Annotated in this window: 19 protein-coding genes and 2 pseudogenes; 12 read left to right on the top strand and 9 right to left on the bottom strand. The window is 62.3% G+C overall.

Features of this window, described 5'->3' with window-relative positions:
• Positions 1 to 121 precede the first annotated feature (121 nt).
• Together QD408_RS25955 and QD408_RS25950 are read left to right on the top strand one after the other, a co-directional pair.
• The gene (locus QD408_RS25955; RefSeq protein WP_414141265.1) at positions 122 to 1618 is read left to right on the top strand and encodes a right-handed parallel beta-helix repeat-containing protein; all 1497 of its coding nucleotides are present in this window, start codon (positions 122 to 124) and stop codon (positions 1616 to 1618) included.
• 575 nt (positions 1619 to 2193) lie between these two features.
• Complete coding sequence (locus QD408_RS25950; protein ID WP_414141264.1) at positions 2194 to 3654, top strand: right-handed parallel beta-helix repeat-containing protein; 1461 nt, start codon at positions 2194 to 2196, stop codon at positions 3652 to 3654.
• A gap of 12 nt (positions 3655 to 3666) precedes the next feature.
• Here the strand turns inward: QD408_RS25950 and QD408_RS25945 are convergent, their stop codons facing one another.
• On the bottom strand, positions 3667 to 3948 hold the full coding sequence (locus tag QD408_RS25945) for a nodulation protein (protein ID WP_414141263.1): 282 nt from the start codon (positions 3946 to 3948) through the stop codon (positions 3667 to 3669).
• A 1021-nt stretch (positions 3949 to 4969) separates the two neighbouring features.
• Between QD408_RS25945 and QD408_RS25940 the strand changes: the two genes are divergently transcribed.
• Together QD408_RS25940 and QD408_RS25935 are read left to right on the top strand one after the other, a co-directional pair.
• The gene (locus tag QD408_RS25940) at positions 4970 to 5392 is read left to right on the top strand and encodes a TIGR02594 family protein (RefSeq protein ID WP_414141262.1); all 423 of its coding nucleotides are present in this window, start codon (positions 4970 to 4972) and stop codon (positions 5390 to 5392) included.
• A 645-nt stretch (positions 5393 to 6037) separates the two neighbouring features.
• The gene (locus QD408_RS25935) at positions 6038 to 6340 is read left to right on the top strand and encodes a helix-turn-helix domain-containing protein (RefSeq protein WP_414141261.1); all 303 of its coding nucleotides are present in this window, start codon (positions 6038 to 6040) and stop codon (positions 6338 to 6340) included.
• Positions 6341 to 6405: 65 nt separating this feature from the next.
• On the opposite strand, the gene QD408_RS25930 is transcribed toward QD408_RS25935, so the two are convergent.
• The 3 genes from QD408_RS25930 to QD408_RS25920 form a co-directional block, all read right to left on the bottom strand.
• Complete coding sequence (locus tag QD408_RS25930; RefSeq protein ID WP_414141259.1) at positions 6406 to 6774, bottom strand: hypothetical protein; 369 nt, start codon at positions 6772 to 6774, stop codon at positions 6406 to 6408.
• Between the two features lie 246 nt (positions 6775 to 7020).
• A complete protein-coding gene (locus QD408_RS25925; protein WP_414141258.1) occupies positions 7021 to 8424 on the bottom strand; it encodes a pyridoxal phosphate-dependent decarboxylase family protein in 1404 nt (467 codons plus the stop codon).
• A 124-nt stretch (positions 8425 to 8548) separates the two neighbouring features.
• Positions 8549 to 9463 (bottom strand): phytanoyl-CoA dioxygenase family protein, encoded by a 915-nt coding sequence (locus tag QD408_RS25920; protein WP_414141257.1) that lies wholly within the window; start codon positions 9461 to 9463, stop codon positions 8549 to 8551.
• Between the two features lie 94 nt (positions 9464 to 9557).
• Between QD408_RS25920 and QD408_RS25915 the strand changes: the two genes are divergently transcribed.
• From QD408_RS25915 to tnpC, 3 genes and pseudogenes are all read left to right on the top strand, one after another.
• On the top strand, positions 9558 to 10379 hold the full coding sequence (locus tag QD408_RS25915; protein WP_414141256.1) for an AraC family transcriptional regulator: 822 nt from the start codon (positions 9558 to 9560) through the stop codon (positions 10377 to 10379).
• Positions 10380 to 10537: 158 nt separating this feature from the next.
• Positions 10538 to 10879 (top strand): hypothetical protein, encoded by a 342-nt coding sequence (locus QD408_RS25910; RefSeq protein ID WP_414141279.1) that lies wholly within the window; start codon positions 10538 to 10540, stop codon positions 10877 to 10879.
• Positions 10880 to 11129: 250 nt separating this feature from the next.
• Positions 11130 to 12230, top strand: a pseudogene (gene tnpC / locus QD408_RS25905) (IS66 family transposase); the annotation flags it as partial.
• Positions 12231 to 12289: 59 nt separating this feature from the next.
• On the opposite strand, the gene QD408_RS25900 reads toward tnpC, so the two are convergent.
• Positions 12290 to 12757, bottom strand: coding sequence for a DUF4375 domain-containing protein (locus tag QD408_RS25900; RefSeq protein ID WP_414141255.1), 468 nt, complete (start codon positions 12755 to 12757; stop codon positions 12290 to 12292).
• 135 nt (positions 12758 to 12892) lie between these two features.
• Between QD408_RS25900 and QD408_RS25895 the strand changes: the two are divergent.
• A pseudogene (locus tag QD408_RS25895) lies at positions 12893 to 13018 on the top strand (GNAT family N-acetyltransferase); the annotation flags it as partial.
• Positions 13019 to 13151: 133 nt separating this feature from the next.
• Here QD408_RS25895 and dapB read toward each other — a convergent pair.
• The 4 genes from dapB to QD408_RS25875 all read right to left on the bottom strand — a co-directional run bounded on the left by dapB (position 13152) and on the right by QD408_RS25875 (position 15108).
• Positions 13152 to 13931, bottom strand: coding sequence for a 4-hydroxy-tetrahydrodipicolinate reductase (gene dapB, locus QD408_RS25890; protein ID WP_414141254.1), 780 nt, complete (start codon positions 13929 to 13931; stop codon positions 13152 to 13154).
• Between the two features lie 106 nt (positions 13932 to 14037).
• Entirely contained in the window at positions 14038 to 14400 is a 363-nt protein-coding gene (locus QD408_RS25885) for a hypothetical protein (protein WP_414141253.1), read from the bottom strand.
• An 8-nt stretch (positions 14401 to 14408) separates the two neighbouring features.
• The gene (locus tag QD408_RS25880) at positions 14409 to 14624 is read right to left on the bottom strand and encodes a hypothetical protein (RefSeq protein WP_414141252.1); all 216 of its coding nucleotides are present in this window, start codon (positions 14622 to 14624) and stop codon (positions 14409 to 14411) included.
• A 130-nt stretch (positions 14625 to 14754) separates the two neighbouring features.
• Positions 14755 to 15108: a metalloregulator ArsR/SmtB family transcription factor gene (locus QD408_RS25875; protein WP_088685256.1), complete on the bottom strand. Its 354-nt coding sequence runs from the start codon at positions 15106 to 15108 to the stop codon at positions 14755 to 14757.
• Positions 15109 to 15268: 160 nt separating this feature from the next.
• Here QD408_RS25875 and QD408_RS25870 point away from each other — a divergent pair, with 160 nt between their 5' ends.
• From QD408_RS25870 to QD408_RS25855, 4 genes are all read left to right on the top strand, one after another.
• Positions 15269 to 16207, top strand: coding sequence for an acyl-CoA desaturase (locus tag QD408_RS25870; RefSeq protein ID WP_414141251.1), 939 nt, complete (start codon positions 15269 to 15271; stop codon positions 16205 to 16207).
• A 229-nt stretch (positions 16208 to 16436) separates the two neighbouring features.
• Positions 16437 to 17444, top strand: a complete 1008-nt coding sequence (locus tag QD408_RS25865; protein WP_414141250.1) for a carbon-nitrogen hydrolase family protein — start codon at positions 16437 to 16439, stop codon at positions 17442 to 17444.
• A gap of 336 nt (positions 17445 to 17780) precedes the next feature.
• On the top strand, positions 17781 to 18929 hold the full coding sequence (locus QD408_RS25860) for an alpha-hydroxy acid oxidase (RefSeq protein WP_414141249.1): 1149 nt from the start codon (positions 17781 to 17783) through the stop codon (positions 18927 to 18929).
• Positions 18930 to 19429: 500 nt separating this feature from the next.
• Positions 19430 to 20086 carry a glutathione S-transferase family protein gene (locus QD408_RS25855; protein WP_414141248.1) on the top strand — a complete coding sequence of 219 codons (657 nt, stop codon included), beginning with the start codon at positions 19430 to 19432 and terminating at the stop codon, positions 20084 to 20086.
• The last annotated feature ends 233 nt before the right edge of the window (positions 20087 to 20319 follow it).

Below are 20319 nucleotides of genomic sequence, written 5' to 3'. Positions count from 1 at the left end.
CATTGACACCATCTTCTCGCCTCTTTGCCACTTAGGTTTGCCCCCGCCGCATTCGGACGGCCGGTCCCGGTCGATTCCAGTGGCGATGTAGCGATCCGACGAACAGGGCAACATTGGCGATATGACAATCTACTATGTGAACTCAGCGACCGGCTCCGACCGCAACAGTGGAACGAACCAGTCATCGGCTTTTGCGACTTTGTCCAAAGTGGAATCCTTGAAACTGAAACCGGGCGACAGCGTGCTGCTGGCCAAGGGAAGCGTCTTTAACGAACAATTCGATATCAAATATTCCGGCACCGAGAGCGCGCCGATCAAGATCGGCAGTTATGGGACGGGCTCGGCCCCTGTGATCCACAGCAATGGCGACGGCATTCACAGCCTCTATGCCTCCAACATCGTCATCGAGAACCTGAAGATCTCGAACATCGGCGGCGCCGGTATCTATGGCGGCAGCGTCACGAACTGGACGGTGCGCAATGTCGACATCTCCAAGACGGGATTGTCGGAAAGCGCGGGCGCCGTCACCTTCCGCAGCAGCAAGAACGTGACCGTCGAAAGCAGCAAGGTAACCGATGTCAAGGGCGACGGTTTCTGGATCGAGAAGGTCGCCGGCGTCAAGCTTCTCAACAACACCGTCACCAGCGCCAACGGCTCGACGGCCGATGCCGTGCAGATGAACGACAGCAGCAATATTCTGATCAAGGGCAATCATCTCGATCAGACCGATGCCAGCAGCCCGAAGGGCGTGATCGCGCTTGTCAGGCCGACGAATGCCGTGGTCGAGGACAATGTGCTGACCGGCGGCGGCTTCGGTATCAGCGCGCAGGCGGGCAAGACCATCGCCATCCGCGACAACGACATATCCGGATTTCACGGCTACAGCTGGTCCTTCGGCGTCGGCCTCGGCGATCAGGGCGATGCGCGGGATTATGACATCTCGGGCAACCACATCCACGACGGCGCATGGGGCGTGGCCGTCAGCGGCCCCATCGGCACCAGCTATACCCGCACCAATATCAAGGTGCACGACAACACCTTCGACGACCTCTCGCAGGCGGCGCTGAAGGTCGACAGGCCGGCCACCGGCTCCTTCACCAACAACACGATCGAGAGCGGCACCACGGCCACCAGCATCTCGCCCGCTATTGCCGACGCGCACACGTTTACCGTCAGCGGCAATCAGACGGTCGCCAATGTCGAGACGACGCTTGCGAGCGCCGACACCAAGGTCGCCGCCGCAACGACGACGACGGAGGCTGCCGCGGACGCGGCCGTCGTCGCCGTCCACGACAATCTGAAGATTTTCACCGACAACGGCGAGGCCCATCGCGGCAATCTTCTCGAAAACGACAGCTCCGACAACGACACCCTGGTGCTGCGCCGCTTCGGCGACGAAAGTGTGGGCAAGCATGGCCTGACGCTGACGGGCGACTATGGTTCCATTCATGTCGATCGGGAGGGGAATTATGCCTATACGCTCGATGACACGAAGCTTCCCGGCCATGACGGGCATGTGAGCGAGACGTTCAGCTATGGGGTCAATGATGGAAACTCGCAGCATAGCGATGGGGATACGCTGACGGTGTATATTCATATGGATGGTTTGGTGAGCTGAGAGTGCGGGGGTAGGCTGATTATCCGCCCTCGTTCTTCTACGTTGCCGTATGATGTGCATTTCAGGATGAAGGGGATGGGGCGTGCCGTGTGGCCCCCTCATCTGCCTGCCGGCATCTTCTCCCCGCTGGGGAGAAGGGACCAAGCCGCACGGTCACCATTCACACAGCCAAAGTTCTAGAGGAAGCGAGGCGCTGCCACGATTCCGCTTCTCCCCTGCGGGGAGAAGATGCCGGCAGGCAGATGAGGGGGCCGCACGGCACACCTTCCATTGCCTTACTCCGACGAGGAGAACGAAGACGGACGCTTACCTAACGTAAGCCGTCCCTCGGTACGTTACCGTTCATTCACCTTTCGCTCGTTGTTTTCTAGATTCTTTCCTCATAAGTTGTATTCTTGAGGATGCAGCCGCCACCGCCAGGCGGGCTGCTCGGGAGCATGGCAGGCCCAGGGCCTGTCGAGCGCCGTAACGGCAATCGAACGCCATCTCAGCATGGCCTTCAGCCCCCGACCGCATCCGATCCACGCGTCGCAGCCGACATAGTCGGCTGGGCGACAATGCGAGAACAAGGCGATATGACAATCTATTATGTGAATTCGGCCACCGGCTCCAACACCAATGCCGGGACCAGCGAGGATGCGCCTTTTGCGTCGTTCTGGGCGGTGGAAAACTTGAAGCTGCAGCCGGGTGACAGCGTGCTGCTTGCCGCCGGCACCTCATATAACGACCAGCTCGACCTGAAATATTCCGGCACGGTCGATGCGCCGATCACCATCGGCAGCTACGGCGTCGGCGATGCGCCTGTGATCAGCAGCCCGAACGACGGCATTCACAGCCTCTATGCCTCGAACATCGTCATCGAGAACCTGAAGATCTCCGACACTCAAGGCGCGGCCATCTATGGCGGATATGTCTCAAATTGGACCGTGCGCAATGTCGAGGTCGATCACACCGGATTGTCCAAATCCGGTTCGATCACCTTCCGCACCGGCTCTAACATCACCATCGAAAACAGCACGATCAACGACGTGAACGGCGACGGTGTGTGGATCGAGAAGGTCAACGGCGTCAATTTCCTCAACAACACCGTCACCAATGCCCACGGCACGGCGGCGGATGCCGTGCAGATGAACGACAGCAGCAACATCGTCATCAGCGGCAACACGCTCGACCAGACCGGCGCCATCACGACGAAAGGCGTCATCGCGCTGGTGCGGCCGGTGAATGCGCTGGTCGAGGACAATACGATCATCGGCGGCGGCTTCGGCATCGGCGCGCAGGCCGGCACCAACGTCACCATCCACGGCAACGATATTTCGGGTTATGGCGGCTACAGCTGGTCCTACGCCATCGGCCTCGGCGACCAGGGCGACACGCGGGATTACGATATCTCCGGCAATTACATCCATGACGGCGTCTGGGGCGTGGCGGTCAGTGCGGCCGGCACGACCAGCTATGTCCGCGAGGGCATCGATATCTACGGCAACCTGTTCGACGACCTGACGCAGGCGGCGCTGAAGGTCGACCGGCCGGCATCCGGTTCCTTCCACGACAATTTCATCGCCAGCGACGTGACGCCCTACAGCATATCGCCATCGATCATCGCCGCCGGCACGTTCCCCGTCAGCAACAATACGACGGTCGAGACCGAGGCGGCGCTTATGAGCTTCGACAGCCAGGCCGCGACGGAAACGAGCCTCAGCCTGATGGCCGCCGATACCAGCCATACCACGCAGGACAGCCTGACGAAGATGTCGGCCGATGCCGACGGCGCCCATCACGGCAATGCCTTCGGGCACGACGGCGTCTCCTCGGAAAGCCTGCTGCTGCGCCGCTTCGGCGGCGAGGCCTTCGACAAGTTCGGCGTGCTGCCGGGCGAGGGCCATCATTTCGGCGCGACCGAAGTGGCCGATCTCTTCGGCGCCGGCGAAAACGGCAACGCCGCCTGGCATCAGGAGATTGCGCCCGAGGCTTCGCATCACGCCGACGAACAGGCGCTGAATGTCGCCGCCCAGCCGGATCATCCGCTGGTCTGAGGGCGGCCGGCCTTATTCCTCGCCGATCAAGGTCAGCAGGAATTCGGCTTCGATATCCCTGCAGATGCCCTCATAATCGGCGATCATCATGGGATCTGCCGAGCTGTCCCGGCGCATGACATCGAGCAGCGCACAGGCTTCGCCATAGGTGCCGCACAATTCGCAAAGTTCGGGATCGCTCGCCACCGCCGCCCGGATCGTCGGCCGCGTCGCCGGCAACCGCATCATCAGCCGCGCCAACCCCTGGTCGACGGCCCGCCCAGCGGTGCGGGCGACACTTTCCTTAATGACCATGTCATCACCCCTTGCTGTTTCCTTTGCTGTCCGAGGAGATACGCATGGATGCCGAATCTGGTTCAAACGAGATCCGGTTTTTTGCCGTGCTCATAGCCTGCTTAAAAACCTCTCTGTCACTCATTGCAAATGAATCCAATGACTTATGATTGGCAAAGAGGTTTTTAAGAGAGGTCAACATTTTAGAAAATGGGTGGGGTCGAGATGTAAGGTGCATTTTTAAAAATGTTGGGGCTTCTTAAAAACGTCCTTCCAAACCTCTTTGGCGGGGGAGAAGGCGTGCCCTTCGCTTTCGCTCACCGAAGCCAGACAATGAGAGATGTGCCGTGTAGCCCCCTCATCTGCCTGCCGGCATCTTCTCCCCGCTGGGGAGAAGGGACCAAACCGCACGGTGGCCATTTCCTACCGCAAACGTCTCAAATGGAGTGAGACGCTGCCACGATTCTGCTTCTCCCCAGCGGGGAGAAGATGCCGGCAGGCAGATGAGGGGGCTACACGGCACACCCTTCATTGCCTGGCTTCGGCAAGCGAAAGGCAATTGATGCGTGCACAGCGTCCCCCTCAGCCAGGGCGGCCGCCGCCACCGAGGATGCGACGATGGCCGCGCCGCCGAGCACAAGGGTCCGCCTCTTCATCCGTCTTCCTTTCGTTCAGGCCAGCGTGCGGGAAGATCTCCGGAAATGCCAGTTAAATCCCAGCAATGATCGCGAAGTGCGGCCGGGTTCGGTGCGGCAATGTATTGTCGATATCCTTCAAGTATTATGAGGGCCCCTCATGAAATATAGGTCGGGCAGGAAGAGACCTCTGACGTCTCGCGCGGCGGGCTTTTCCCGTCCGCTCAGCGTCTGCCCGCCGGGCCGGCAGAGCCTGTCATGGCAAGCTTTGTTTCCTGATTATCTCCATAAATACACGAATAAATTGCTTCTCATTCGCGCCATGATTCATCTTTACGTTTCCTGCCGCATTTTATTCTTCGTCACAATTGAGATCATCATGATCTTCCAAACAATGGTGGGAAACCATGAAGGTTATTCTCGTCATCGTCCTCACGGCGCTTGCCGTGCCCTGTGAGGCAGACATGCTCACCACGGCGTCCCGATACAAAAGCATGCATGAACGCTCCATCTCCTTCCTCGGCGTCAATCCGAGGCGCACTTCCTGGTGCGGGGCGTTCCTGGCCTATATCGCCAAGCGATCGTCGCGTCAGCCGCCTGACAATCCCAATATGGCGCGATCCTGGATGAAGTTCGGCAAGCCGGTCTTCGCCCGCTCCGCCCAGCGCGGCGACGTGGTGGTGATCCGCAGCGGCCGGCGCTTCCATGTGAGCCTGTTCGACCATTTCGACCAGCGCCGCCAATATGTCTACCTCTTCGGCGGCAACCAATCCAACCGGGTCCAGCTGTCCCGCTACCGCGCCAGCTCCGTCGTCGCCGTTCGACGATGAAGCCGGAAATTTGCTCCCTTAAAAACCTCTCTTCCACCAGATTCCAATGAATCCAATAGCTTAATATTGACAAAGAGGTTTTTAAGAGAGGTCAACATTTTAAAAAAATGGGTGCAGCCAGGATCTGCAGGGGGTCTCCTGCGCGTTTTTAAAAATGTTGGTGCCTCTTAAAAACGTCCTTCCAAACCTCTTTGGCGCTTGCGGCACTCGTTTGGAGCCAGTCTTCGATATCTCTCGAACACGATCTGCGTGGTCGCTCGGGCTTTGGCCATCATCCTCGGTCTTGCGCCACTGCCGTCAGGTTCACGCCGACGGTTCCCCAAGCTCCCTCATTCCCTTCCTCGGGCTTTGCCCGAGGGATGTCACAGGAATCCAGTGCGCCCAAGTCCTTGGGCGCGAAAGACTGTTTTTTTCGAACGATTGATTCATTCACGGCGCGGACGCGCCGTGGCTGGATTCCTGTGACGAGCACAGGAATGAGGGAGCTTGGGGAAGCGTTCCTGCTAAACTTTCTGCCGGTATTGCCGGAAGCTGCGCATCGGTAGAGCAACTGACGCAATCATCGGCGTAAACTGATAGGTTCGAACATGCTGCCGACGTTTGCTCGGATGATTGCGGAAAAGCAGATACTGGAGATCAGGTGCGATGAGCAGGATACTTAGGAATGTTCACAAATCCGCTCAGCGGCTGCATGAAGCGGGCTTTGTCGACGATGTGACGATGAAGGAGTTCGACGCGCTTTGCCTGCCGCCGCTTCGCCATTACACGCCCGAGGAGATCAAGAAGATCCGCAACGCAAATAAGGTGAGCCAAGCCGTGTTTGCGCAGTTCCTCAACGTCAAGACGATCACCGTGGCGGCCTGGGAGCAGGGAACGAAAAAGCCGAGCGGCACCGCCGTCAAGATCCTCGATCTGGTCGAGCGCAAGGGGCTGGACGTGCTGCAATAAGCGGCCCGGCGGGCTGTCGGCGTTTTCGTTGGAGCGCGGAGTTCCTGACGGAGCCGCCCGGACCGTCAATCGCCCCCGTCCACCGCGCAGAGAACGCCGTTAACGGGGATGGCGGCCAGCCGTTCGCGCTTGATGTCGAACCTCCAGGCTTTGACCACATTCTCCGATCCATAAGAGCCGTCCGGTTGTTCCGCCATCGTGCCGAGCGCAATGATGGTGGCATCGTCAGGAAATTGGCTGGAGGAGCAATATCCCGGCCCAAGGATTTCGTGGCGGGGTGTGGGCATCGTAACGGCGATTTGATCGACCGGGGTCCAGATGGGATTGACCCCATCGCGGCCCGTCTGACGCTCGAGCCTCAGGACCTGTTGCGGGCCGCATCTGAGATGAGTGGCTCCATATGTTGGGCCGGACGGCACCTGCGCGACGATCATGCTGCCGACTTCCGAACAGTTATCGGTCGCGAGGCGAGGGGCCTTTCCGCGCGCCTCGCTGGCATGAGCAAAGGCCGGGGTCAGGACGAGAAGAGCGGCAATTGCCAGCAGATATCGTGACATTGGAAAACCGTTGGAGCGTGGAGCGAGGCGAGGGACTGCAGGCTGAAATCCCTCAATCTTGAAGAGAGGACGGTAGCTTTACTCGGGGGAGTGCCAAGAGTCGATGTCACGCATGGAAGAACGTCAGCCGCGGCCGACGCTCCTGAAAGCCGCGACAATGCTGTCCGCCGCCAACCGGGCCTCATCGGCATTCGTCTGGAAGTTGGTGACGGAGAGGCGCAGGACGTCGCGGCCGCGCCATTTGGCGCCGCCGGCGAAGAGGGTGGCGTCTTCGCAGATCTTTGCGATGGTCTTGCGGGTGATCGCGTCGCTTTCATCGTCCGGGCGGTCGGTGGCGAAGCGGAGGATGAGCTGGTTCAGCGTGATCTCGTTCAAGATGGTGATGCCGGGTTCGCGCTGGAGATGCTCGGCCAGCAGGCGGGCGGAGGCGCAGCACTGGTCGATGAGGGCGGCGATGCCGTCGCGGCCGAGATGTTTCAGCATCGCCCAGGTGGCAAAGCCCCGGGCGCGCCGGGAAAGCTCCGGCACGTAATGGGAGGGGTCGCGCTCGCCCTCGGTTGCCAGCGGCAGGTAGCTCGCGGCGATCGTCATGGCGCGGCGGTGGGCGAGCTCGTGGCGCACGATCGCATAGCCACAGTCATAGGGCGTCTGCAGCCATTTGTGGCCGTCGGTCGCCCAGCTGTCGGCCGCCTCGACGCCGCGGCTCAAATGGCTGAATTTCTCCGATGCCTGCGCCCAGAGGCCGAAGGCGCCGTCGACATGCACCCAGGCGCCTTTTTCCTTGAGCGCCGGAATGATGCGGAGAAAATCGTCGAAGCCGCCGGTATTGATCTGCCCGGCCTGGAGGATGGCGATGCAGGGGCCGGTGACGGATGCAAGCGCGGCGGGCAGGGCGGATGGGTCGATCCGGCCCATCGGGTCGGCCGGCAGGCGCAGCACGCGGTCGTGGCCGAGGCCGAGGAATTGCAGTGCGGAAAAGACGGTCGTGTGCGCGTCGTCGCCGATCAGCACGGTAATCTCCGGCGCGCCGAACAGGCCCTTGGCATCGGCATCCCAGCCGGCCTTGCGCAGCACCTCGCCGCGGGCGGCGGCAAGGCAGGTGAAGTTGGCGACGGTCGCCCCCGTGACGAAGCCGACCGAGCTTTCGGCCGGCAGCTTCAATATATCGAGAAGCCATCTCGCCGAGACGGCTTCGACGGCGGAGGCGGCCGGGGCGGCGACGTGGTTTCCGGCATTCTGGCCCCAGGCGCTGGTCAGGAAATCGGCCGCGACGCCGACCGGATGCGAGCCGCCGATGACCCAGCCGAAGAAGCGCGGGCCGGTCATGAAATGCAGGCCGGGCTCGGCATCCGCGGCGAGCTGCCTGATGACATCGGTCATGTCAGCGCCGGCTGCCGGCAGCGGCTCGTCGAAGGCGGCAAGCGAAGCGGCATAATCGTGCCGGGGCACATGGCGCGCCGGCGTGCGCTCACGAAACCCGGCCGCAAGCCGGGCGGCTTCCTGAAACAAAGATGCGATTGCCGACATGCGGGGTCCCCCTCAGCCGAGCGCTCGCCGATCCCTAGGGATCGCCTCCAAGCAAGCTGCCGGCGGCGGTAGTCTAGCCGATATCGCAGGCGCTGTCTCGGCTGCGAAAGGATCGATCCCGGGCCTACAGCATATCCCCCAGGCTCCAGTGGTTGCTCCAGCGGGCGTCGATTTCGTCGTCGACGTTCTGGTAGCGGATGTCGGTGGAGAGGCGCAGCCGCCGGGCGCGGTCTTCGTTGGTGGTGGCGGCGTGGATCATGTAGGGGGAGTGCAGCACGACGTCGCCGGCTTCGTAATCGGCGGCGAGCCAGCGGGTGTCGAAGCGCTTGGCCATGTCGGGCAGATCCTTGGAGATCCAGCCGCCTTCGGCCATGTGGCTGTTATAGGCGCTGATCCGCTCTTCCGGCGAGAGATCGCCGCTGCGGGCGCGGAATTCGGCCTCCATGCCGCGGCCGAGCGCATGCGAGCCTTCGAGATAGACGAGGCCGCCCATTTCGGCGGGGGTATCGCCGATCGGGATCCAGGCCGTCACCAGCCGGCTGGTGCCACCGCGGAGGTAGACGAGGTCGTAATGGGCGGGCGTCGCCACCGCCGTGCCGGGCTGGACGTAACGCATCAGCTTGCGCTTATGGAGATAGGAAATGCCATCGAGAAAGGCATCCATGAAGCGCACGAGCGGCGGCTGGGCGCAGAAGCCTTCATAGGCGGCCGAGCGGACGAGCGACATCAGCCGGCGATTGGCGAGGTTCCAGTCGACGCCCTCGGCGGCGGCGATGCCGAGGGCGAAATCGTGGTCAGGTGCGAGCAGGCCGGTTTCGGCGAGGCGGGCGAAGACCCAGCGGCGGAAATCGATCACGTCGGCGCGCGGCAGCAGGTCCTTCAGCCAGACGTAGCCATCCTCCTCGTAGCGGCGGCGGACGGCCTCGATGCCGATGGCGGGATCGGTCGGCGTGAGCTGACCGAGCCTTTCGGCGGGGATCGTCTTGCCATGGGCTGCGAGCGGCGTTTTCGTCTCGGCGGCGGTCGCGGCAATTGACATTTCATCCATCCCTGGCTTGACTTCACCTGCCTCCAATTAGCCCGTCACGCGTGCCGATCGCCATGGAGGAAAGTTGCAGCTGGACTTTTCGCTCATGAGGCAAGCCGAGGCCATCTATCGATCTTCCCTTGCCGCGGCCGGCGGGCTTGCCGTGACCGGCAGCGGCAGGCAGCATGCGCGCCATGCGGTGAAGGACCGGAAATTGCCGAGTTTCGCGGTGGTGCTGGTGGAACGCGGGCAGGGCTTTCTCGAAACCGCCGCGGGCGGGCGCCAGCGCGTGGAGGGGCCGGCGCTCTTCTGGCTGTTTCCGAACCGGCTGCATTCCTACGGGCCTGACGAGGCCGGCTGGGATGAGTGCTGGGCGCTGTTCGAAGGCTCGTTCACGCGGGATTTCGTGCGGATGCGGCTGATGGCCGAGCGCCATCCGCTCGTGGCGCTGCGCCATATCGAGGAGATGACGCGGCTCTTCGGGCAGCTTCATGCCGATCTCATCGACGATACCTATCTCGGCCGGGCCTCGGCGGCATCTCTGCTGCATCGCATCGTGATCGCCGCCGCGCGCCAGGCGGGTGCCGCTGCGGGGCGGGAAGGCGAGGCGGCGGCCGGCGATCTCGTCGAGACGCTGCGGGAGAGCGCGCTGCAGCCGCTCGACCTTGCGGCTTTTGCCGCCGGGCACGGCATGTCGCCCGCCACGCTGCGGCGGAAATTCATCGCCGAAACGGGCCTGCCGCCCAAGGCCTTCCAGCTGCGGGTGCGCATGGACCATGCCAAGCAGTTGCTCGTCACCACCGATGAGAGGATCGAAATGGTCGCCGCCATGGTCGGCATCGACGATCCGTTCTATTTCTCGCGGGTCTTTCACGCGCGCGAGGGCTGTAGCCCGCGCGACTTTCGGGCGCGCTACAGGCGAGGCTGAGCGGGATTCTCTCTGAAGAAAAATCGAGCATTGCGCGAGGTGCTTGGTAAATTCTCCAATAACGATGCAATCTCTTCTGTCTATTTCTGAAATTCATCAGCTTTCGTTAAAATCTATTGCCTTATTTTAAAGTATCCATCAATGATGGGCGAAATATCATTCGCGCTGCTGTCAAGGCCGCTCTGCCAATCGGCGAGGGATATGCACTGAAATATTTCATTCTCTACGCTCTGGTGTGCATGGTCGTCGGGATAGTTCTTCTCGTCGTCATCCGCCAGATCGCGCCGTTCAACGTGGAGAGGCCAAGCGACCAGACGGCCTTCGATCCGGCCGGGCAGCCGGATGACCTGATCGTGCGCTCGACCCGCGAACCGGCGCCGGGGACGAGCGACCGGCAGCCAACCCAGGAACCAGCCGTCCGCACCGACCAATGGGATCTCCGCCCAACCGGCGAGCCGACCGTCCGCAAGGGCGGCCGGGTGGGAACGCCGGCGCAGTGATGGGGATGTGGTGCCGTCCTTTGGGCACCTTTGACGAGCGCCACATCTCCTCCCTCATTCCTGTGCCTGTCACAGGAATCCAGCCACGGCGCGTCTGCGCCGTGAATGACTCTTGCCGGAAACGGGAGTCTTCTGCGCCCAAAGACTTGGGCGCGCTGGATCCCTGTGATATCCCTCGGGTTAACCCGAGGAAGGGGATGAGGGAGTTTGGAGCAGCGGTTTCCACCCTCGTTCGCGCCCCGCCGCATCCGAGCCGGAAAGTCTGGTCTGTGCCTGTGGCGGTTGCCTGCATTGCATCGGCGAGGATATCTCAGAGCGGCTGGATGTGGTTCCGACGCAGTTCCGCGTCATTGTCACCCGTCGTCCCAAATATGCGTGCCGTGCCTGCACCGACGGCGTCTTTCAGGCCCCGGCTCTGGCACGCCTGATCCAGGCAGGGCTGCCGACGGAAGCAACAGTCGCCCATGTGCTGGTCTCCAAATATGCCGATCACTTGCCCCTCTATCGGCAGGCCCAGATTATGAGCCGTCAGGGCATCGACCTGGACCGCTCCACGCTCGCCGACTGGGTCGGTCGAGCCGCTTTCGAATTGCTTCCCGTCTTCGATGTGCTGATTGCCGACCTGAAGCGCTCGTCCAAGCTCTTCATGGACGAGACCCGTGCTCCGATGCTTAATCCCGGCTCGCGCAAAACCAAGACCGGGTGCTTCTGGGCGCTCGCGCGGGATGACCGACCATGGAGCGGTGGCGCTCCGCCGGGCGTCGCCTTCACCTACGCTCCCGGTCGCGGGGGCATTCATGCCGAACGCATATTGCAGGGCTTCTCCGGCATCCTCCAGGTCGACGGCTATGCCGGATACAACAGACTGATCGCACCTGAGCGTGTCGGCCTGGACATCCGGATCGGATCGAGGCCGAATTGCGCGGCCTTCATCCGGAGGCTCGCCTTGCTGGACGGCAGGAACGATCTGCCCAACTGATCACCGACATGCAGGCATGGCTCGTCCATCACCGTGCTCGTGTCACGGCCAAGTTCCCACTTGGCGGAGGCCTTGGCATACATCGCCAAATACTGGGACGGTCTGAAGCTCTTCCTGACCGATGGGCGCATCGAGATTGACAACAACAGCGTCGAGCGGACCATCCGACCGGTTGCCGTCAATCGGAAGAACGCACTCTTTGCAGGGCATGACGCGGGCGCAGAGAACTGGGCGACCATTGCCTCGCTCATTGAGACCTGCAAACTCAATGTCGTCGAACCACAGGCCTATCTGACAGCCACGCTCACCGCCATCGTCAACGGGCACAAACAGAGCCAGATCGACGAGCTTCTGCCGTGGAATTATCCTGCCTTCCTAACAGTTCGCCTGCAACGCATTAGGCTCAAAAGAGCCATTCTGGACGCGGTTTCTCATTTCAATAATTCATTTTTTCTGGCGTAATTGTCGCGTGCGAGGATGAACTCCCGGCTCCAGACATCAATGGCATGATAGCCGCGATCCAGCATTTCCTGGACAGAAGTGTCTGAGTCTATCTTATCTACTCGAACCCACTGATTGCGAGGATATTCCGGCCCAAAGGCGTTGATCAGTTGCGTCATGATGGTCGCGTAGTGGAGCAGTTCCATTGCCTGCAACGCATCCCGAACAATAGGAGCCAAAGCGCCGGATGAGTCCTCGAAGAACTGAGGAAGGCCGCCATTGGCAACTTCGCCGTCAAAAATAACCGTAGCGTAAAGATAGACATAAGGCAGCCCCAACCGCTCGACCGTCCCCGGAATAAGCTCGTCTTCAATCGAAATCCCGCGCTCTGACTGCTCAAGCCCTTGTTTAAGAAGCCAGTCATCGAGCGAGCCAAGATCATAGTATGGCGCTGTCATCATGACTCCCAACTATCCAACCCACCTACGTGAGGTTGTTGATACGATCAAATCGCGAAGCCTGCAAACGGCTATAGTTACAGCGTCCATCAAAGCCGCGATTACTGTAAAAGTGAGAGCGGCACACCGCTTACCGAAAACCCGGCGGCGATGCGGTTTTACCAGCGCCAGGGTTTCGCCGAGATCGGCAGGATTCCGGGCGGTGTGCTGGAGGACGGCCGGGAGATCGACGATGTGATGATGGCGCGGCGGGTGAGGTGAGGCTGTTACGGACAGTGGGGATCGCAAGACTCCTCTGAACGGGAGGTTGCGGTCCTGCCGGCTCCGCCCCTGTCGATGTCATAGCCGTGTCTGCTCAGGTTTTGATTCCGCCAAGCCCCTCAACTCATTGTTTTCATAAGGCAGCCGCCAACCCCAAAACGTCCTGCATGTCGTATTCGCCCGGAGCGCGGCCTGTGATCCAGCGGGCGGCGGCGAGTGCGCCGCGGGCGAACATGGCGCGGTCGAGGGCGGAGTGCGAGAGGGTGACGACTTCCTCGGCGGCGGCGAAGAGTACGCTGTGTTCGCCGACGATGCCGCCGGCGCGCAGGACGGCGAAGCCGATTTCGCCGGGCGGGCGTTCGCCGGTGATGCCGTCGCGGCTTCGGCGCTCGACGGATTCGAGGCTGGTTCCACGGCCCGCGGCAGCGGCTTGCCCGAGCATCAGCGCCGTGCCGGACGGGGCGTCGATCTTCCTGTTGTGGTGCGCTTCGAGGATTTCGATGTCCCAGGCGTTTGCGGGAAGGGCGCGCGCCGCCTGGGAAACGAGGCCGAGCAGCATGTTGAGGCCGATGGAGAAATTGCCGGAGCGCAGGATGGGAATGTGGCGGGCGGCGTCGGCGATCCGCTTGAGCTCATCCGGCTCGAACCCGGTCGCGCCGATCACCAGCGCCGGCCCGCCGGCCGCGGCCGAGAGCCCGGCAAGCTCGGCGGCGGCGGCGCCGGTGGTGAAATCCAGGATCACATCGGCTGCCTCGATCGCTGCCGAACGGTCGATCAGCCCTTCGCCCTTCGCGCCCGGACGCCCGATGCCGCCGATGAAGGCAAATCCCGGATCGGCCTGCAGCAGCGGCAGGATGGCGCGGCCCATGCGGCCGTTGATGCCGGCGACGGCGATTTTGACAGGGAAGGTCACGTTGTTTCCTTGCGGTGAGGAGCTTGGATCTCGCGATTAGCGCAGTTCGGGGTTGGCGCAAAGCCGGTTGCCGCCTCCGATGCACGATGCCGCATAGGAATGCGGCTCATCGAAATGTCGCGGATCTGTCTTGCGGAGTTGCTGAACCATGCAAGCGCGGGAAAAGCAGAATGAGGGCGTAGACGATGAGCACGATCGGCGTTTCGCCCAAGACGGGAAGCAGAAGGAACCCATTGCCAGGACCGGGCTCTTCACCCGGCGCCATCGCCGGCAGCGCCAGAGTGGCTAGCGTGAATGCCGAGAACAGCACCCACAGGAACGCGAATGCATGCGGCAGCCACCTCAGCCGCGTCATCCGTCGGGCAACGAAAATGGCCAGGATAGGGATCAGGATGTTCAGCGCGAAGACAAGCGGAACTGCGATGCCGACAGGCAGGATCGTCGGATAATGCGGGTCGTATTCCAGCATGCCGCCGCCTACCAATTGCCCGGATCGGCGGTGTGGTCGATGCTGGCGAATTCATCCGCCTTTTCCCGGTCGAGCTTCAGCTCCGCCGTCACCTTCGCCTCGTCGATGACGGTGTAGCTGTCGGGAACCTGTCCCTTCGCAAGCTCCTGATACATGAGCAGGGCGGCCTCCTCGGCGGTGTCGGCTTCGATCTCGCGGGTGATGGATACGGTGTACTTGTGCATGGTTCCGGCTCCTCGATGATCTCTCGGCCTGCGCAGTCTGACACGAGTTTCGAGAGCAGTAAAAGCGCGCCGCTTGAGAATTTGATTCAGGCGACGGCTTCACCTCGTTGTTTTCGTGGGTTTCGCCGTCCTATTTCGCGCGGGCGCGTGCCTGGCTTTCCTTCTTGATCGGCCGGCCGATGGGGCAGACTTCCTGCACGAAGCCGTTGAGCACGTTGACGAGATTGTTTTCGATCAGGGAATAGTGGACGAACTGGCCCTGTTTCTCGCGTTTGATCAGCCCCGCGGCTTCGAGGACCGAGAGATGCTGCGAAACGGCGGGCTTCGACATGCTGAAGCGGTCGGCGATTTCGCCGGCGGTCAGGCCCGATGCCGAGAGATAGGCGAGGATCTTGCGCCGCGGCGCGCTCGACAGCGCGTGGAATACGCGCTGGGCGCCGGTAGAGCTGCCGTCCGCAGTGTCATCGAAAGCGTCGTCTTCCAAATCGGTCTCCTTGGCCTGCTGCTCGATCCATGAAGAAATTAAGCAATTAGCTCATTGCTTAATTATTCGCGTTCGTGCAAAGTAATTAGGTAATTCTTTAAATAATGAATTGACGGGCGGCATTCAAGCGAAGAATGCGCCCGATGGAAAGGAGTTTGCCGTGAGCAGCATTTCGACAGGGCGCATGATCGACGACCGCAGCGACCCGATGAAGGGCAGGGTGGCCTGGGCGCCCGCAAAATCGGTCTGGATCACCGCCATGACACTGATCGCCATCGTCGGCGGGCCGCTGACCTTTACCTGGAGCGCCTTTGGCGTCTTCATCCTCCTGACCGCCATCACCATCTGCCTCGGTCATTCCGTCGGCATGCACCGGCTGCTGATCCACCGCTCGTTCCGCACGCCGCTCTGGATCGAGCATTTTCTCGTCTATCTCGGCACGCTGGTCGGCATGGCCGGCCCCTTCGGCATGATCTACGCGCATGACATTCGCGACTGGGCGCAGCGGCAGCGGGATTGCCATGACCTCTATGCCCATCGCCGGTCTTTCCTGGTCGATGCCTTCTGGCAGATGCATTGCGTCGTGGCGCTCACCCATCCGCCGCGTTTCGTGATCGAGGAGCGCGTGCGGCGCGACCGCCTCTATCGCTTGCTGGAGGCGACCTGGATGGGCCAGCAGCTTCCCCTGGCGCTCGCGCTTTTCATGCTCGGCGGGCTCCCGTGGCTGGTCTGGGGGATTGCGGTGCGGGTATCGGTGTCGCTGACCGGGCACTGGCTGGTCGGCCATTTCGCCCATCGCAGCGGCCATCAGGGCTGGAGCATCGATCATGTCGCGGTGCAGGGCTACAACCTGCCGCGTTTCGGGCTCGTGACCTTCGGCGAGAGCTTCCACGGCAATCATCACGCCTTTCCGGAATCGGCCAGGCTCGGCATCGAGCCGGGGCAGATGGATCTCGGCTGGCATTTCATCCGCCTGCTGGCGAGGCTCGGCCTGGCGTCGGCGATCAAGCTGCCGCACATGATCGCGCCGAGGGAAGGGCTGCGGCGGGTTGAAACGTCTGGCGATGCTGGTGATGGTCATCCTGTGGGACAGCATTGAGCCTTGGCGCATGGGGCCGCGGCCGGCCATACGCCGGAATTGACGAATCGGGGCGAGGGCGGCATGTTTTTGCTTGGCGTGGCCTTCCGCCGAACCTCCTTTCGATCCTCCCCGGCAGGGTCTTTCATCAGGAGGCAAAGGGACTTTCCGTCTCGGGTCGTCAACCTCAGCCCTGAGGTTTCGGGTGCGCTTGCCGGGGAATGCCGTCCGAGACTGGAAAGGCCGAGACATGACCGAAAACGGAAACCTCAAACGCCGCGTGCGCGCACGCGCCGCCAAGACGGGCGAGTCCTACACGACGGCTCTCATGCATATGCGCCGTACGTCTGCGAAAGACGAAATCCCGCAGGTCAGGCGGCTGCGTCTGGCGGTGGCGCAGACCAGGTGTTACGACGATCCGCGCGATATTGCCGGGCTCCGCGAAAGCGGGCGGGAGATGCGTGGGCTGATGCGGCAGGCGCGGGAGGCGGGTGCCCGGCTCGTGCACTTCCCGGAAGGGGCGACCTCAGCGCCGAACAAGCGCATCATGTCGGCGATCGGCCCGAGGGAGATCGGGCCGTCCGACTGGCGCCGGTTCGAATGGGACGTGCTGCGTGAGGAGCTCGATGTGACGCGCAGCCTCGCTCGTGAACTCGGATTGTGGGTCGTCTTTGGATCGGTGCACCGGCTGACCGAGCCGCACCGCCCGCACAACAGCCTCTATGTCGTCTCCGATCGCGGCGCGCTGGTGACGCGCTACGACGAGCGGCTGCTCTCCAACACCAAGATTTCCTTCATGTACACGCCGGGCTCGATCCCCGTCACCTTCGAGGTCGACGGCATCCGCTTCGGCTGCTCGCTCGGCATGGAGTGCCACTATCCGGAGATCTTCGCGGAATATGAGCGGCTGGACGTCCATTGCGTGCTGTTTTCGACCACCGGCGGGTCGCCTGTCAGCGAGCCATCCTTCGCCGCCGAGGCGCAGGGGCATGCGGCGACCAACAGCTACTGGGTGAGCTTCTCGATGCTGACCTATCCCGGATCGGAAGGCCAGCCGGCCGCTTCCGGCATCGTCGCCCCCGGCGGCCGGTGGGCTGCGCAATGCCTGGCGAATGGAATGCCCGCGATAGCGCTTGCCGATATCGACGACAATCCCGGCGATCTCTCCCGGCCGTGGCGGCGCAAGGCGCGCGCCGGCCTCTATGAGCCGCATCGGGTGGAGGGCGATCCGCGCAGTGATGGGCGGGATATGTTTTAGGTCGCGCCGGCGCTCAAGAGAGCCTCACCCTGAGGTGCCCCGCAAGGGGCCTCGAAGGGCGAGGCGGGCGCACTGATGGTTGGTGAATGCAAGGAGCGGCGTCGGAGCGTGTCCTTCGAGGCTCCGGCCTGCGCGCTTCAGGATGAGGGAGGGTGGAGGATGCCGCGCCGTAAGACAGGCCGGAGAACACTGCTGTTGTCCATCTCCAATCTTCACAACCAGCTGCCGCAGAGAATATCCCGCCCGAGAGGTCGCAAATCCTATAATGAAGCCTTGGCAAGATTTGGAATCGTGCATTAGGTTGCGGCCCGAAAACAAGAGGGGTCGAGCAAAGAGATGCGCCTTACAGACTGCTATAATTTCCACGATTTCCGGCGCATGGCCAAGCAGCGTCTTCCCGGGCCGATCTTCGACTATATCGATGGCGCGGCCGATGACGAGGTGACGTATCGGCGCAATACGGCGGCCTTCGAGAATTGCGATCTGGTGCCCGATGTTCTCAGAGGCGTGGCCGATGTCGACATGTCGGTGACTGTCATGGGGCAGAAGCTTGCCATGCCGGTCTATTGCTCGCCGACGGCGCTGCAGCGGCTTTTCCACCATCAGGGGGAGCGGGCGGTGGCGGCGGCTGCGGCGAAGTACGGCACGATGTTCGGCGTTTCCTCGCTCGGCACGATCAGCCTGGAGGAGGCGCGGCAGATCAGCAGCGGGCCGCAGGTCTATCAGTTCTATTTCCACAAGGACCGCGGGTTGAACCGCGAGATGATGGCGCGGGCGAAGACGGCGGGCGTACAGGCGATGATGCTGACGGTCGACAGCATCACCGGCGGCAACCGCGAGCGCGACAAGCGCACCGGTTTTTCCATTCCCTTCAAGCTCAATCTCGCCGGCATGACGCAATTCGCGATCAAGCCCTCCTGGGCGATCGGCTGGCTGACGCATGAGCGCTTCGCCCTGCCGCAGCTCGAAAGCCACGTGAAGATGGATGGCGGCGCGCTGTCGATCAGCCGCTATTTCACCGAAATGCTCGACCCCTCCATGTCATGGAACGACGTGGCGGACATGGTGCAGGCCTGGGGCGGGCAATTCTGCCTGAAGGGCATCATGTCGGTGGAAGATGCCAAGCGCGCGGTCGAAATCGGCTGCACCGGCATCGTGCTTTCCAACCATGGCGGGCGCCAGCTCGACGGCTCGCGCAGCGCCTTCGACCAGCTCGCCGAAATCGTCGATGCCGTCGGCGACCGGATCGACGTGATGATGGATGGCGGCGTGCAGCGGGGAACGCATGTTCTGAAGGCCCTGTCGCTCGGCGCAAAGGCCGTCGGCCTCGGCCGCTACTATCTCTTCCCGCTCGCCGCCGCCGGCCAGCCCGGCGTCGAACGCGCGCTGGAGACGATGCGCACGGAGATCGAGCGCGGCATGAAGCTGATGGGCTGCACCTCGGTCAGCCAGCTGACGCGGCGGAATTTGCGGTTTCGGGCTTGATTTTCCCGCGGTCGGGATTGCATTAAGCCGGCGTCGATGGCGAGATTACATTTGCAAGGAGCGACGTCTGCGCGTGTCCTTCGAGGCTCCGCCCTGCGGGCTCCGCACCTCAGGATGAGGAGGTTGGAGATTGCCGCGACTGGCGGAAGTACGGCCATGGGTGCGCACGCTGGCTCCGAACTCCCTCATTCCTGTGTCCTCAGGGCTTCGCCCGAGGGATGTCACAGGAATCCAGCGCGCTCAAGTCCTTGGGCGTGAGAGACTCTTTTCAAATTCGAATTAAGTCATTCACCGCGCAGACGCGCGGTGGCTGGATTCCTGTGACAGGCACAGGAATGAGGAAAGGTGGTGTCTGTCAGAAGCCTCGAAGCGGGGTGCCCTGACATTGATATCCCTCGCATCGCAATCCAGACTGCCGGCGGCGAAAAATCTGCGTGCCGGTGTCGGGAGAGGCCTTTCCAGCCCGTCCTTGGGACAGACGCCAGACAGGGAGATGCCGGATGGGCGAGCTTGTATTGACTACCTTCGATTGGGTTCCCGAGCCGCCGCGCGGCAATGTGCGGGACCTGCGTGTGCGCTGGGCGCTTGAAGAGGCGGGGKTGCCTTATCGCGTCGCGAGCGTGCCCTTCGCGGATCGCAAGCCGGAGCATTTCGCCCATCAGCCTTTCGGCCAGGTGCCGTGGCTGACCGATGGCGATCTTTCGATTTTCGAGAGCGGGGCGATCCTCTTGCATCTCGGCGAGCGCAGCGAGACGCTGCTGCCGGCCGAGCCGCGCGACCGGGCCGAGGCGGTGAAATGGCTGTTTGCGGCACTGAATTCGGTCGAGGCGGTGAGCCAGCCCTGGGCGCTGCTGATATTTACCGGCAACAGCGGCGACAGGCCGGAGTGGACGTTTTTCGACGGCTGGCTCAAGGCCCGGTTGAAGCACATGGAGCCGGTGCTGGCAAAGCGCGAGTGGCTGGCCGGCAGCTTCTCCGTCGCCGATATTTTGATGGCCGACGTGCTGCGTGTCATCGACCGGTTCGGCGGGCTCGCCGAATATCCCGCCAGCCTCGACTACGTCACCCGCGCCACCGCCCGCCCGGCCTTCGCAAAGGCGCATGCCGACCAGCTGGCGCATTTCGCTGCGGCGGATGGAATGCGTGGTGCATCGTGATGAGGGATGGTTGTGCCGTGCGGCCCCCTCATCCGACCCTTCGGGCCACCTTGCATAAGAGATGTTGTATAAGGTGACTGCCTTTGGCCGGGCGGCCGCCCGGCCAAAGGCGCGCCGATTGTCGGATCGCAGCCACCAGAACCTTTAGGGTTGGGGAGAAGCAGGATCGCGATCGGCTCCTCATCGTGGCCCGAATGGTTGCTGGAACAACCTGGTTCGTATGCAAGGCAGGG

The sequence above is a fragment of the Rhizobium sp. BR 249 genome, from assembly GCF_047445895.1.
Lineage (GTDB): Bacteria > Pseudomonadota > Alphaproteobacteria > Rhizobiales > Rhizobiaceae > Rhizobium.
Note: the sequence above shows the minus strand (reverse complement) of the source record. Positions and strands in the feature narration are given on the sequence as shown.

Excerpts from the sequence above, each read along its gene's own strand:
- QD408_RS25955 (WP_414141265.1), top strand. The coding sequence starts at position 122 with ATGACAATCTACTATGTGAACTCAGCGACCGGCTCCGACCGCAACAGT.
- QD408_RS25950 (WP_414141264.1), top strand. The coding sequence starts at position 2,194 with ATGACAATCTATTATGTGAATTCGGCCACCGGCTCCAACACCAATGCC.
- QD408_RS25945 (WP_414141263.1), bottom strand. The coding sequence starts at position 3,948 with ATGGTCATTAAGGAAAGTGTCGCCCGCACCGCTGGGCGGGCCGTCGAC.
- QD408_RS25940 (WP_414141262.1), top strand. The coding sequence starts at position 4,970 with ATGAAGGTTATTCTCGTCATCGTCCTCACGGCGCTTGCCGTGCCCTGT.
- QD408_RS25935 (WP_414141261.1), top strand. The coding sequence starts at position 6,038 with ATGAGCAGGATACTTAGGAATGTTCACAAATCCGCTCAGCGGCTGCAT.
- QD408_RS25930 (WP_414141259.1), bottom strand. The coding sequence starts at position 6,774 with ATGATCGTCGCGCAGGTGCCGTCCGGCCCAACATATGGAGCCACTCAT.
- QD408_RS25925 (WP_414141258.1), bottom strand. The coding sequence starts at position 8,424 with ATGTCGGCAATCGCATCTTTGTTTCAGGAAGCCGCCCGGCTTGCGGCC.
- QD408_RS25920 (WP_414141257.1), bottom strand. The coding sequence starts at position 9,463 with ATGTCAATTGCCGCGACCGCCGCCGAGACGAAAACGCCGCTCGCAGCC.
- QD408_RS25915 (WP_414141256.1), top strand. The coding sequence starts at position 9,558 with ATGAGGCAAGCCGAGGCCATCTATCGATCTTCCCTTGCCGCGGCCGGC.
- QD408_RS25900 (WP_414141255.1), bottom strand. The coding sequence starts at position 12,757 with ATGACAGCGCCATACTATGATCTTGGCTCGCTCGATGACTGGCTTCTT.
- QD408_RS25885 (WP_414141253.1), bottom strand. The coding sequence starts at position 14,400 with ATGCTGGAATACGACCCGCATTATCCGACGATCCTGCCTGTCGGCATC.
- QD408_RS25880 (WP_414141252.1), bottom strand. The coding sequence starts at position 14,624 with ATGCACAAGTACACCGTATCCATCACCCGCGAGATCGAAGCCGACACC.
- QD408_RS25865 (WP_414141250.1), top strand. The coding sequence starts at position 16,437 with ATGACCGAAAACGGAAACCTCAAACGCCGCGTGCGCGCACGCGCCGCC.
- QD408_RS25860 (WP_414141249.1), top strand. The coding sequence starts at position 17,781 with ATGCGCCTTACAGACTGCTATAATTTCCACGATTTCCGGCGCATGGCC.